This is a genomic window from Nocardioides sp. (assembly GCF_024509035.1).
Taxonomy (GTDB): Bacteria; Actinomycetota; Actinomycetes; order Propionibacteriales; family Nocardioidaceae; genus Nocardioides.
The window spans coordinates 1-12,884 of sequence record NZ_JANINT010000027.1; the positions used below are offsets into that span (position 1 = coordinate 1).

10 protein-coding genes and 1 tRNA gene are annotated in these 12,884 nt (G+C 71.6%); 3 read left to right on the plus strand and 8 right to left on the minus strand.

What is annotated here, in order from left to right; genetic code table 11:
- From Q0L15_RS02795 to argS, 6 genes are all read right to left on the minus strand, one after another.
- On the minus strand, window positions 1-793 hold a 793-nt coding region (locus Q0L15_RS02795; protein WP_296602081.1), incomplete at its 3' end, for a Rho termination factor N-terminal domain-containing protein.
- Between the two features lie 270 nt (window positions 794-1,063).
- Complete coding sequence (gene thrB, locus Q0L15_RS02800) at window positions 1,064-1,963, minus strand: homoserine kinase (RefSeq protein WP_296602083.1); 900 nt, start codon at window positions 1,961-1,963, stop codon at window positions 1,064-1,066.
- A gap of 9 nt (window positions 1,964-1,972) precedes the next feature.
- Entirely contained in the window at window positions 1,973-3,070 is a 1,098-nt protein-coding gene (gene thrC / locus Q0L15_RS02805; protein ID WP_296602084.1) for a threonine synthase, read from the minus strand.
- The gene (locus Q0L15_RS02810; protein ID WP_296602085.1) at window positions 3,067-4,374 is read right to left on the minus strand and encodes a homoserine dehydrogenase; all 1,308 of its coding nucleotides are present in this window, start codon (window positions 4,372-4,374) and stop codon (window positions 3,067-3,069) included. The genes thrC and Q0L15_RS02810 overlap by 4 nt, the downstream gene beginning before the upstream one ends.
- Window positions 4,374-5,777 carry a diaminopimelate decarboxylase gene (gene lysA / locus Q0L15_RS02815; protein WP_296602086.1) on the minus strand — a complete coding sequence of 468 codons (1,404 nt, stop codon included), beginning with the start codon at window positions 5,775-5,777 and terminating at the stop codon, window positions 4,374-4,376. Before lysA ends, Q0L15_RS02810 begins: the two co-directional genes overlap by 1 nt.
- Before the next feature lie 2 nt (window positions 5,778-5,779).
- Window positions 5,780-7,444, minus strand: a complete 1,665-nt coding sequence (gene argS / locus Q0L15_RS02820) for an arginine--tRNA ligase (protein ID WP_296602087.1) — start codon at window positions 7,442-7,444, stop codon at window positions 5,780-5,782.
- Between the two features lie 142 nt (window positions 7,445-7,586).
- Here argS and Q0L15_RS02825 point away from each other — a divergent pair.
- Window positions 7,587-7,659, plus strand: a tRNA-Arg gene (locus tag Q0L15_RS02825).
- Window positions 7,660-8,110: 451 nt separating this feature from the next.
- A complete protein-coding gene (locus tag Q0L15_RS02830) occupies window positions 8,111-9,508 on the plus strand; it encodes a choice-of-anchor P family protein (RefSeq protein WP_296602088.1) in 1,398 nt (465 codons plus the stop codon).
- 66 nt (window positions 9,509-9,574) lie between these two features.
- Here Q0L15_RS02830 and Q0L15_RS02835 read toward each other — a convergent pair whose 3' ends face one another.
- Both Q0L15_RS02835 and Q0L15_RS02840 read right to left on the minus strand, forming a co-directional pair.
- Window positions 9,575-10,504: an LCP family protein gene (locus Q0L15_RS02835; RefSeq protein ID WP_296602089.1), complete on the minus strand. Its 930-nt coding sequence runs from the start codon at window positions 10,502-10,504 to the stop codon at window positions 9,575-9,577.
- Window positions 10,504-11,151 carry a hypothetical protein gene (locus Q0L15_RS02840; RefSeq protein WP_296602090.1) on the minus strand — a complete coding sequence of 216 codons (648 nt, stop codon included), beginning with the start codon at window positions 11,149-11,151 and terminating at the stop codon, window positions 10,504-10,506. Before Q0L15_RS02840 ends, Q0L15_RS02835 begins: the two co-directional genes overlap by 1 nt.
- 197 nt (window positions 11,152-11,348) lie before the next feature.
- Between Q0L15_RS02840 and Q0L15_RS02845 the strand changes: the two genes are divergently transcribed.
- A partial coding sequence (locus Q0L15_RS02845) for a 2-oxo acid dehydrogenase subunit E2 (protein WP_296602091.1) occupies window positions 11,349-12,884 on the plus strand: 1,536 nt, incomplete at its 3' end.

Below are 12,884 nucleotides of genomic sequence, written 5' to 3' on the forward strand. Positions count from 1 at the left end.
CGCGGTCGCGGTCGCGGCCGCGGCGGCGGCGGTTGCGCCGGCTGCCCTCGCCCTCGCCGTCGCCACCCTGCTGGTCGTGCCGGTCCTGGTCCTGCTGGTCGTGCCGGCCCTGGTCCTGCTGGTCGTGCCGGCCTTGGTCCTGCTGCCGGTCCTGCTGCCGGTCCTGCTTCGGCTGGTCCTGCTTCTGGTCCTGGCGGCCCTGGTCCTGGCGGCCCTGGTCCTGCTTCTGTTGGTCCTGCTTCTGTTGGTCCTGCTTCGGCTGCTTCTGCCTCGGCTGGTCCTGCTTGGGCTGGTCCTGCTTGGGCTGGTCCTGCTTCGCCTGGTCCGACGCCGACTGCTCCTGCTGGCCGCGGCCCTGCTCACGGTTGCGCTCGCGCTGGCGGCCCTGCGAGCGGCCCTGCCCCCGGTGCTCCGACCGGTCCTGCTCGCCCGCCGGCTCCCCGGCGCGGTCCGAGCGCTCACGGTCCTGCCGACCGCGGTCCTGCTCGCCGCGGTCCTGCGGGGGGGTCTCCTGCCGGGCCCGCTCCTGCTGGTCCCGGTCCCGCTGCGGGCGCTCGGACGACGGCGTCCGGTCACCCCCGCTCTGGCGGGCCTTGATCGCCTCGACGAGCTGAGCCTTCTTCATCGAGCCCGCGCCCGGGATGCCGAGGCCGGAGGCCATCGACTTCAGGTCGGCCAGCAGCATCGAGCTGAGCCCGCCACCACGCTTCTTCGACGGCGCGGCTGCCTCGCCGGCGGCGCCCGCGGAGGCTGCGCTCTCGGGGGCGCTGCTGGGGTCGATGGTCTCGGTCACGTGAGGTCCTTCGCACGTATCAGTGCCGAGCGGCCGACGGCCGGCGGCGTCCTGGTCATGGTCTCCTGCGTCCGCCGAGCCTGTCGTGTGAGGACACCCCGGTGCACGCAGGAGGCGTGGCCGGCAGGTGGGCGAGGAGGGGGTGTGCACGATGCCGATGCGCCATCGATGGGCATCCGCTGGTGCTACGCCGAAGAGCTCCGGCGCGCGGTCAACATACCACCGCCGCAACGGGGTGTGACATCGGGCACCATCGGCGCGCCGAGGGCCTCAACCCAGGACGCGCACGCCTTCGCGATCGACCGCGAGGTGGTGCACGGCCCAACCCGCCGGGCAGCGCGCGAGCAGGGCCCCCGCACCCGACGCGTCGGTGAACGCCAGCACGCTCGGCCCGGCCCCGGAGACGGTGGCGGGCACTCCCTCGGCGCGCAGGGTGTCGACGAGGCCGAGGGACTCGGGCATCGCGCCGCGGCGGTAGTCCTGGTGGAGGTAGTCACGGGTGGCCCGCAGCAGGTGCTCGGGCTGGCCGGCGAGCGCGGCGACCAGCAGTGCGGTGCGGCCCGCGTCCGCGGCGGCGTCGGCGTGCGGGACCTCGGCAGGCAGCAGGCCCCGGGCCATCTCGGTCGAGACCGGCGAGGGCGGCACGAACACCACGGTCTCGATGCGCGGGTCGACGGGCGAGGAGACGGCGTAGAAGTCCTCCTCGTGTCCCGAGATGGCGAACCCGCCGTAGAAGGCAGGTGCGACGTTGTCGGGGTGGCCCTCCATGCGGGCGGCGAGCCGGAACAGCGCCGTGTCGTCGACCAGCAGCGCTCCCCCGGCGACCAGGCCGCGGGCGAGCACCACTCCCCCGACGATGGCGGCCGACGACGAGCCGAGTCCCCGCGCGTGCGGGATCACGTTGTGACAGGTCAGTCGCAGTCCGGGCGGGCGGACACCCAGCAGGTCGAAGGCGGCGTGCATCGCCCGGACGACCAGGTGGGTCTCGTCGAGCGGAACCTCACCGGCACCGGCACCGGTCACCTCGACGGCGACACCCGACCCGCCGATCTCGGCCTCGAGCTCGTCACGCATCGCCAGGGCGAGCCCGAGCGAGTCGAAGCCCGGCCCGAGGTTGGCCGAGGTGGCCGGGACGGACACCCGTACGGGCCCGTCGACGAAGGTCGCCACGGACCGCGCTTACGCCAGGCCCGCGGCCCGGGCCGCGGCGCTCGGGTCGGCGTCGATCACGGTGTCGACGATGCTGCCGCCGCTCTCCGCGAACCCCTCGAGGGCGGTCGCGGTGTCCTTGAGACCGTGGCCGGTCACGGTGACCACGACGGTCGTGCCGCGGTAGTCCTCGCCAGCGGCGAGCTCCTGGAGCAGCCCGGCGATGCCGGCCGCCGACGCGGGCTCGACGAACACACCGTCACGGCTGGCGAGCTCGCGCTGCGCGGCGAGGATCTGCCCGTCGTTGACGGCCGCGAACCGACCGCCGGACTCGTCGCGCGCGGCTTCGGCGAGCTTCCACGAGGCGGGGTTGCCGATCCGGATCGCGGTGGCGCGCGTCTCGGGGTCGGGGAACGGTTCGCCGGTCACCAGCGGGGCCGCGCCCTCGGCCTGGAAGCCGCGCATCACCGGGAGCCTGCTCGCGAAGCCCCAGTCGGCGTACTGCGTGTAGCCGAGCCAGTACGCCGAGATGTTGCCGGCGTTGCCGACCGGCAGCAGGTGGTAGTCGGGCGCGTCGCCGAGGAAGTCGACGATCTCGAAAGCGGCGGTCTTCTGGCCCTCGAGCCGCACCGGGTTGACGGAGTTGACCAGCGCGACCGGGTAGTCCCACGCGAGCGCCTTGGCCAGACCGAGACAGTCGTCGAAGTTGCCGCGCACCATGATCACCTGGGCGCCGTGCAGGATCGCCTGGGCCATCTTGCCGGCCGCGATCTTGCCCTCGGGCACCAGCACGAGCGGCTTGAGGCCGGCCTTGGCGGCGTACGCCGCCATCGACGCCGAGGTGTTGCCGGTCGACGCGCAGACGACGGCCTGGGCACCCTCGTGCTTGGCCACCGAGATCGCCGCGGTCATGCCGCGGTCCTTGAAGGAGCCCGTGGGGTTGCTGCCCTCGACCTTGAGCCACACCTGCGCGCCGGTCAGCCCGGAGAGCCATTCGGAGGCGACCAGCGGCGTACCGCCCTCGCGCAGCGTCACCGCGGGCGTGCCCTCGGGGATCTGCAGCAGCTGGCGGTACTCCTCGATCACACCACGCCACTGGCGGGTGGGGACGAAGCCTTGGGGGTTCACTCGGTCGCTCCCTCGACGCGCATCACGGATGTCACCTCGCGCACGATGTCCATCTCGCGCAGGTGCTCGACGGTCGCGCTCAGCGCAGCGTCGGTCGACTCGTGGGACACCACGACGAGCTGGGCGTCGGCGCCGCGGCCCTCCTGGCGCACGGTCTGGATCGACACGCCGTTCTCGGCGAACGCGGTCGCGACCGCCGCGAGCACGCCCGCGCGGTCGTCGACGTCGATCGCCACGTGGTAGCGCGTGACGGTCTCTCCCATCGGCAGCACCGGACGGTCGGCGTACGCCGACTCCCCGACGCCGCGGGTGGCCGCCAGGCGGTTGCGCGCCACGGTCACCAGGTCGCCGAGCACGGCGGAGGCCGTGGGCGCGCCGCCGGCGCCGGGGCCGTAGAACATCAGCTGGCCGGCGGCCTCGGACTCGACGAACACCGCGTTGTAGGCCTCGCGCACCGACGCGAGCGGGTGGCTCCGGGGGATCATCGCCGGGTGGACGCGCACGGCGACGGCGCTCTGGCCCGCGTTCTCGCGCAGCTCGCAGATCGCGAGCAGCTTGACCACGCAGCCCATCTCGCGCGCCGACTCGACGTCGGCCGCGGTCACCTCGGCGATGCCCTCGCGGTGCACGTCGGAGGCGGTCACCCGCGAGTGGAAGGCCAGCGAGGCCAAGATGGCCGCCTTGGCCGCCGCGTCGAAGCCCTCGACGTCCGCGGTCGGGTCGGCCTCGGCGTACCCGAGCTCCTGGGCCTCCTCGAGCGCCTCGGCGAAGCCGGCGCCGGAGGTGTCCATCCGGTCGAGGATGAAGTTGGTGGTGCCGTTGACGATCCCGAGCACCCGGGTCACGCGGTCACCGGCGAGCGACTCGCGCAGCGGGCGCAGGATCGGGATCGCGCCGGCGACGGCGGCCTCGTAGTAGAGGTCGCGGCCGACCTTCTCGGCGGCCTCGAACAGCGTGGGCCCGTCCTCGGCCAGCAGCGCCTTGTTCGCGGTGACCACGGACCTGCCGCTCTCGAGCGCGGCGAGGATCAGCGAGCGGGCCGGCTCGATGCCGCCGATGACCTCCACGACGAGGTCGACGTCGTCGCGGGTCACCAGCGCCGTGGCGTCGGTCGTCAGCAGGCCGGGCGGCACCTCCACCTCGCGGGGCGCGTCGAGGCGGCGTACGGCGACGCCGGCCAGCTCGACCGGCGCGCCCACCCGGGCCGCGAGGTCCGCAGCCTGCTCCTCCAGCAGGCGCACCACCTGGGACCCCACCGAGCCGCAGCCCAGCACGGCCACCTTGAGCGGCTTGTCGCTCTCCATTACTGATCACCCATGTCTGTCGCCAACAGGTCGTCCTCAGTCTCGCGGCGAACGAGCACGCGCGCGACTCCGTCCCGCACCGCGACCACCGGCGGGCGCAGCGCGTGGTTGTAGTTGGAGGCCATCGACCGGCAGTAGGCGCCGGTGCCGGGCACGGCCAGGAGGTCGCCGGGACGCACGTCGGCGGGCAGGAACTCGTCCTTGACCACGATGTCCCCCGCCTCGCAGTGCTTGCCGACGACGCGCGCCAGCACCGCTCCCCCGGCCGAGGGCCGGGAGGCGAGCGTGCAGGAGTAGTCGGCGTCGTAGAGGGCGGTGCGGATGTTGTCGCTCATGCCCCCGTCGACGGAGACGTAGGTGCGCACGGCACCCCCGTCGAGGCGGACCTCCTTGACCGTGCCGACGGTGTAGACGGTGCACATCGAGGGGCCGACGATGGCGCGGCCGGGCTCGATCGACAGGTGCGGCTCGGGGATGCCGAGGGCGCGGCACTCGTGCTCGACGATCTTGGACATCTCCGTCGCGAGCTGCGCCGGGTCGGCGGGGTCGTCCTGGGTCGTGTAGGCGATGCCGAAGCCGCCGCCGAGGTCCATCTCGGGCAGCGTGACGCCGAGCTCCTCCGACACCCGGGCCTGGAGCGCGAGGACCCGGCGGGCGGCGACCTCGAAGCCGGCGGAGTCGAAGATCTGGCTGCCGATGTGGGAGTGCAGGCCCAGCAGCTCGATGCCCGGGGCGGCCTCCACGCGGCGTACGGCCTCGAAGGCGTCGCCGGAGGTGATCGAGAAGCCGAACTTCTGGTCCTCGTGCGCGGTCGCGATGTACTCGTGGGTGTGCGCCTCGACCCCCGCGGTCACGCGGATCATCACCCGGGCGCGCAGGTCGCCCTCGGCGGTGATCGTCTCGAGCCGCGCGATCTCGTCGAAGGAGTCGACGATGATCCGCCCGATGCCCGCGGCCAGCGCTCGGCGCAGCTCGGTCGTGGTCTTGTTGTTGCCGTGGTAGCCGATCCGCGCGGGGTCGAACCCGGCGCGCAGCGCGACGGTGAGCTCGCCGTTGGAGCACACGTCGAGGCAGAGCCCCTCCTCCTGCACCCAACCGGCGACCGCGGTGCAGAGGAAGGCCTTGCCGGCGTAGTAGACGTCGTACGCCGCGAACGCGTCACGGAACGCACGGGCGCGCGAGCGGAAGTCGGCCTCGTCGAGGACGTACGCCGGGGTGTTGACGTTCGCGACCAGCTCGGGGACCGCCAGGCCACCGACGTGCAGCTCGCCGTCGACCTTGTGGGCGGTCAGCGACCACAGGTGCGGGACGAGCGCGTCGGCGTCGGTGGGCGGGCTCAGCCAGGCCGGCCCGCGCAGCCCGCCGGGCGCGTGGGCCCAGCCGGCCTCGTGGGTCGTGCTCACCGCTACATCCGCTCCGGTGCGGACACGCCGAGCAGGTCGAGCCCGTTGGCGAGCACGGTGCGGGTCGCCGCGACCAGGACCAGACGGGCGCGGTGGAGGTCGCCGACCTCCTCGTCGCCCATCGGCAGCACCCGGCAGTTGTCGTAGAAGCGGTGGTAGACCGCGGCCATGTCCTCGAGGTAGCGCGCGACCCGGTGCGGCTCGCGCAGCTCGGCGGCGCTGGCGACCACCCGCGGGAACTCCGCGAGCGCCCGCAGGAGCTCGCCCTCCTTGGGGTGCGAGAGCAGGGCGGGGTCGAAGTCGCTGGTCGACCAGGCGATCTGGAGCTCGGCAGCGTTGCGCAGGATCGAGGCGATCCGGGCGTGGGCGTACTGCACGTAGAACACCGGGTTGTCGCTGGACTGCTTGGTGATCTCGGCGATGTCGAGCGTCAGCGGCGAGTCCGCGGGGTAGCGCGCCAGGGAGTAGCGCAGCGCGTCGGTGCCGATCTCGTCGACGAGCTCCTCGAGCGAGACGATGTCACCGGCGCGCTTGGACAGCCGCACCTCCTCGCCGCCGCGCACGATCTTCACCAGCTGACCGATGAGGACCTCGATGTTGCGCTCGGGGTCGTCGCCGGCGCAGGCGGCCATCGCCTTGAGCCGCCCGACGTAGCCGTGGTGGTCGGCGCCGAGCAGGTAGATGCACCGGTCGAAGCCGCGCGAGCGCTTGTTGACGTAGTAGGCGGTGTCGCTGGCGAAGTAGGTCAGCTCGCCGTTGGACCGGATCAGCACCCGGTCCTTGTCGTCCCCGAAGTCGGTCGTGCGCATCCACAGCGCGCCGTCGTCCTCGTAGAGGTGCCCCTGGTCGCGCAGCTTCTCCAGGCCGGTGGTGACGTCCTCGCTGTCGTGGAGGCTGCGCTCGGAGAACCACACGTCGAAGACGGTGTTGAACCGCTTCAGCTGCTCCTGCTGGTCGGCCAGCTGCAGCGCGTAGCCCTTCTCGCGGAACGCCACGAGCCGCTCGTCCTCGGGGAGCTCGAGGACGCTGGGGTCCTCCGCGACGATCTGCTGGGCCAGGTCGGTGATGTAGCCGCCGTGGTAGCCGTCCTCCGGGGTCGGCCGACCGAGCGCGGCCGCCTCGATCGAGGCACCGAACAGGTTCATCTGGTTGCCGCGGTCGTTGATGTAGAACTCGCGGGTCACCGTCGCGCCGCCCGCCTCGAGCACGCGGGAGATCGCGTCGCCCACGACCGCCCAGCGGGTGTGGCCGAGGTGGAGCGGTCCGGTCGGGTTAGCCGAGATGAACTCGACGTTCACCTTCTCCCCGCCGAGCGTGTTCGTGTGGCCGTACGCCGCGCCGGCGTCGACGATCTCGGCCGCCACGACGCCCTGGGCCCCGGCTGCGACCGTGATGTTGAGGAAGCCCGGCCCGGCGATGTCGACACCGGCGATGCCCTCGGCCTGCTGCAGGCGCTCCTGGACCAGCGTGGCGAGCTCGCGCGGGTTCATGCCGGCCTTCTTGCCCAGCTGCAGCGCGATGTTCGTCGCGTAGTCGCCGTGCTCCTTGGATCGCGGACGCTCCACCGTGACCTTCGTCGGGACGCCGTCGGGGAGGGTGATCGCACCCTCGGCGGACAGCGTCGTCAGAACGTCGACGATCGCGGTGGAGAGCTGCTCAGGAGTCACCGGGCCAGGGTATCGGCGTCGGGCGTCGGACCCTGCATCGATATCCGCCGTGGGACATGACCGCGGACCACACCGGTGCGATTGCGCGTCCGTCCCGCGTCAGTTGTAGGGTGACGGCGCAGCCTCGCAGTGCGGGGCGCGTGCCTCCGTAGCTCAGGGGATAGAGCACTGGTTTCCGGTACCAGGTGCCGCAGGTTCGAATCCTGCCGGGGGCGCTCTCTTCTTCGCGCACGATCATCCGGCTCGCCGGCGTCCGCGCACCTGACGCAGATGCTCCGCCAGCCACCATCAGACGACATCCACGTCAGGTGCGCGGATCTCTGCCCGGGCGGAGGGTTGACGTGGCGGGCGTCGAGGCCGATGCTCCGTGCGTGCCCTGACGGCCGCTCCGTCCGCGATCCGCGTCGACGAGGCCCGGGAACCGGTGTCCGAGCCGAGCGGCCCGATGAAAACGGCCTCCGGCCTGCGGGGTTACGCGCGGCCACGAAAAGGCCTCCATTGGTCTTGACCGGCGACGTGTTTCTCGATGCCGCACCTCCCCACGGCCCCGTTCCGCACGCACAATCATCGCCAGTCAGCGTCTCGGGATGACGACCGACATGGGACCAGCAAGCCGCGCCGACGGGGAGGGACGCAGCGGCTCCGGCAACGAAAGCAGGACACGCAGTGAACAGGTCCATCAAGAAGGCGATCGCATCGGTCGCCGTCTGCGGCGCCGGCCTCGCCGGTGCCCTCGTCCTCGTCCCGCCAGCGACGTCGGCGGCACCCGACCAGCCGCGTGCGGAGCGGGCGTCCTCGTCCAAGATCACCGACCTCGGCTACAAGGCGACGGTCTACGGCACCAAGGTGATCGTCGACGGGGTCGAGGTGCGCAACGCCAAGGACGCCTTCGCCCAGCAGCGCTGCACCCGCCAGGTCGGCCTCCAGGAGGTCGCCGACTCCGTGCTGTCGATCCCCGACAACCCGCTGATCCGCGGCGGCCTGACCAAGAGCTACACCCAGACCTACAAGACGGCCGCGGCGCAGGGCGTCCGCGGGATCAGCACGATCGCCGACCTCGAGCTCGGTGGCGAGTTCGGCGGCCAGCAGACGCCCACGCTCAAGCTCGTCGGCCTGAAGTCCACGGCGGATGCCTTCCGCAAGGCCGACGGGACCTTCGGGCACACCGAGGGCTTCACCTTCGAGGGCCTCACGATCGGCAACCTGCCCGACACCCCCATCACGCCCCAGCTCCAGCAGCTCCTCGACATCCTCGGCTCGACCGTCGGCAACGTGGTCAACCAGGTCCTCGACCTGCTGACGTCGGTCACCGGCAACACGATCGAGATCCCGGGCCTGGGCAGCATCGGCCTGGCCGGCGTGAAGTCCGGCTACGCGAACAAGACCGGCGCCGCCTCGCAGTCCTACGCGCTGCGCCTGACGCTCGACGTCACCGGCCACCCGACGTCGATCACCCTCGGTCGGGCCCGCACCGCGGTCTCGTCCCCGGTGCCCGCCGGCGTCTTCCAGTCCCGCGCGATGGGCATGGAGCTCTTCGGCGGCAACGACCTGCTCCGCCTCGGCGGACTGCAGGAGCAGTCGATCGGCTGCTCGGGCACCAACGGCAAGACCCAGGTCCACAAGGTGGGTGACGTCCGGGTGCTCGGCGGCCTGGTCAACCTGACCGGCCTCGAGTACGCGCTGCGCGGCGACCAGAAGGCGAAGGGCACGGCCAACGGCTTCGTCTCCAGCAAGATCGGCGCCCTGGAGATCCCGAGCCTCGGCCTGGTCATCGACGGCATCACCTCGAAGGTCTCGCTGTTCAAGCCCAAGGGCACGACCAAGGTCAAGCGCACGATCGACACCTCCCTGGCCCGCATCACGCTCAACGGCCAGGAGATCGAGCTGCCCGACCCGGGCGAGGTCGTCGACCTCGGCAACAACAACCTGCTGCGCTACCGCGTGGTCAAGCAGAACTGGACCGGCGCCGAGGTCAAGGCCCTCGTCCTCACCCTTCCCGACCTGATCCCGGGGGGCTCGATCCTCGAGCTCGGCTGGGCCGGCGCGCACATCACGCCGAACTGATCCTCGGCCCGTACGACGCAACACCCCCACACCGCACGCCACGATCGGGCACTGCCGACCTCCGGGTCAGCAGTGCCCGATCGTCGCGTCGTCCCGGGCCTCGTCCCCGAGTCGACGCGCCATGGCCACCGACGGCAGCACGACGCTCGCGCCACCGACATTGCCGATGCCGCCCTGCACCACGCAGGTCGTGATCTTGTGCGGGTCGACGTGCGCGACCACCTGCGCCAACCGGAACAGCTCGGCCGGCGAGAGGTCGGTGTAGAGGTGCTCCATCACCGAGAGCACGCCGCGCTCGATGAACCCGGGCACGTGCGCCCGGGCGCGCACCTTGGCCTGGATGCCGCGCAGCACTCGCTGCTGGTTGGCCGACCGGTCGAAGTCCCCCCGGATGAGGTTGTGCCGGATCCGCGAGAACGCCATCGCGTCGTACCCACCGAGATGGATGCGTCCCCGCGGGAAGCCCTCGGGCTTGAGGTAGGTGTCGTCGAACGCGACCGGGTTGGAGACCTCGATGCCGCCGATGCCCTGGATCATCGCCTGGAAGAACTTGAACCGGCTGACGAACACGTAGTCGGGCTGGATGCCGACGAGGTCGCCCACGGCCTGCCCGAGCAGCTGGGGGCCACCGAAGTACAGAGCGGCGTTGATCTTGTCGTAGCCGTGGCCCGGGATCGACACCCACGAGTCGCGCGGCACGCCGATCGCCGACGCCGCGCCGGTCCTCGTGTTCATCCCGATCAGCTGCAAGGCGTCGCCACGGGTGCGGGTCATGTCCTCGCCCGGCCGCGCGTCGGAGCCGACCGCGAGGATCCACACGACGTCGGGCGTCAGGTCCACACCGTCCGCACGGTCCACCTTCACGAGGGCGACCTCGGTGCTCTTGACCGCCGAGGCCGGTACGACGAGCGCCGCGACCGTCAGCATCAGACCGACCGCGCCCCACCGCAGGGCCTTGCGGCACCGGCTCTCGAGCCCATGCACGATCGCGGTCATCACACGGTCCCCTTCGTCACGTCGTAGCCGAACACGCGCCAACCGCGCTCGGTGTGGGTGAGGTAGAGGCGGCCCTCCACCCGGACCACCCGCTCGACCTCCCCGGTGGTGCGGAACCCGAGGAGCACCCGAGCCGTCACGCCGACCGCGCGCTGACGCACGGCCAGCACGTCGACACGCACCCGGCTGCGGCGCAGCTGCACCCCGTCGATCCGCTCCCCGATGTCCTCGTTGCTCATCAAGGCACGGTCGCGGCGCGCCTCCTCCTGGGCGCCGGTGGTGAACCCGGGCCAGGAGTCGGAGAAGTCGCGGCGGGGGTAGTCGCCGCCGAGGTAGGCGGCCTGCGTCCAGCCGTCGACGACCGCGGCCACCTCGCCGACCACCCGGTCGCGTGCGTCCTTCGGGAGGCGGCCGGTGACGCGGCCGACCTCGACGACCGTCTCCACGGCGGGCGCGGTCGGTACGGCGGAGGTGGTGCCCCCGGCTCCCGGCTCGTCGGGCTCGTCGCCGCCCCCGCTGCACGCGCCCAGCGTCAGGCCCAGCGCCAGGCTCAGCACCAGGCTCAGCGCCAGGGTCGGGGCGAGACCCAGGGCCCGCGCCGGTGAGAACGGGCCGGCCACGTAGGCTCGGCGTGCGGATGTGGTCATGGCTGCTGCCCCTCTCTCGTTGCCGACGAACGGCGGTGCGGAGGTGCCGTCGCATGGCAGTGTCCGCGACCTCGATGTGGCTCGACGCACACCACGCCGAAATGCCACTGAGACAGTCTGCATTTGCTGGTGTGGGGGACTAGCCTTGACGACTGAACTACTCCCCCGCGCCCGCACCGGAAGAGGCGAAAGTACCCGTGCCGCAGTCCAAAGGCAGTCAATCCGACGTTTCCTCGGCCCAGGTCGGAGCCGACTTCGGAGCCAACGAGTGGCTCGTCGAGGAGATGTTCGACCAGTACCAACGCGATCCGGACAGCGTCGATCCCACGTGGGTGAAGTACTTCCAGGCCAAGGGCAGCACCGGCAACGGCAGCTCGACCAACGGCGCGCAGGCGGCGCCCCAGAAGGCCCAGCAGGCCGAGAAGACCCAGCAGGCCGAGAAGACCCAGCAGGCCCCGGCGCCCGTCCAGCAAACCCCGGCCACGCCCGCCGCCGCCCAGGCGAGCGCCCCGTCGGCTGAGAAGCCCGCCCCGGCCCCCGTGGCGAAGCCGCGCCCCAGCGCGAAGGCCGCCGAGCCGGCCAAGGGCACCACCAACCCGGTCCCGAAGGAGAAGCGTCCGGCCGCCCCCGCACCGGCCAGCGACGAGCCGACGTACACCGTGCTGCGCGGCGCGCCCGCGCGGACCGCCCAGAACATGGACGCCTCGCTGAGCGTGCCGACGGCGACGTCCGTGCGCTCCGTGCCCGTCAAGCTGCTCTGGGACAACCGCACGGTCATCAACAACCACCTCGCGCGTGCCCGCGGTGGCAAGGTCTCCTTCACCCACCTGATCGGCTACGCGCTGGTCAAGGCGGTCCGGTCGATGCCGGAGATGAACGTCGGGTTCGACACCGTCGACGGCAAGCCCAACCTGATCACCCCGGCCCACATCAACCTCGGCCTGGCGATCGACGTCCAGAAGTCCGACGGCAGCCGGCAGCTGCTGGTGCCGAGCATCAAGGCCGCCGAGACGATGGACTTCGCGGCGTTCTGGACCGCCTACGAGGACATCGTCCGCAAGGCGCGCGACAACAAGCTCACCGTCGAGGACTTCCAGGGCACGACGATCAGCCTGACCAACCCCGGTGGCATCGGCACCAGCCACTCGGTCCCCCGGCTGATGAAGGGCCAGGGCGCGATCATCGGCGTCGGCGCGATGGAGTACCCGCCCGAGTGGCAGGGCGCGTCGGAGGACGTGATCTCGCGCAACGCGATCAGCAAGGTCATGACGCTGACCTCGACCTACGACCACCGCGTCATCCAGGGCGCCCAGTCCGGTGAGTTCCTCAAGCGCGTCCACCAGCTGCTGCTGGGTCAGGACGGCTTCTACGACGAGATCTTCCGCTCGCTGCGGATCCCCTACGAGCCGATCCGCTGGGCCAACGACATCTCGGTCAGCCACGACGACGAGATCAGCAAGCAGGCCCGGATCCTCGAGCTGATCCACGCCTACCGGGTGCGCGGCCACATGATGGCCGACACCGACCCGCTGGAGTACCGCCAGCGCAGCCACCCCGACCTCGAGGTGGAGTCGCACGGCCTGACCCTGTGGGACCTCGACCGCCAGTTCGCCACCGGCTCGTTCGGCGGCGAGGGCCGGCGCTTCATGAAGCTGCGCCACATCCTCGGCATCCTGCGCGACTCCTACTGCCGCACCACCGGCATCGAGTACATGCACATCATGGATCCCGAG

Coding starts and splice junctions, on each gene's coding strand:
- Q0L15_RS02810 (WP_296602085.1), bottom strand. CDS start 4,374: ATGGAGAGCGACAAGCCGCTCAAGGTGGCCGTGCTGGGCTGCGGCTCG.
- Q0L15_RS02835 (WP_296602089.1), bottom strand. CDS start 10,504: ATGACCGCGATCGTGCATGGGCTCGAGAGCCGGTGCCGCAAGGCCCTG.
- Q0L15_RS02840 (WP_296602090.1), bottom strand. CDS start 11,151: ATGACCACATCCGCACGCCGAGCCTACGTGGCCGGCCCGTTCTCACCG.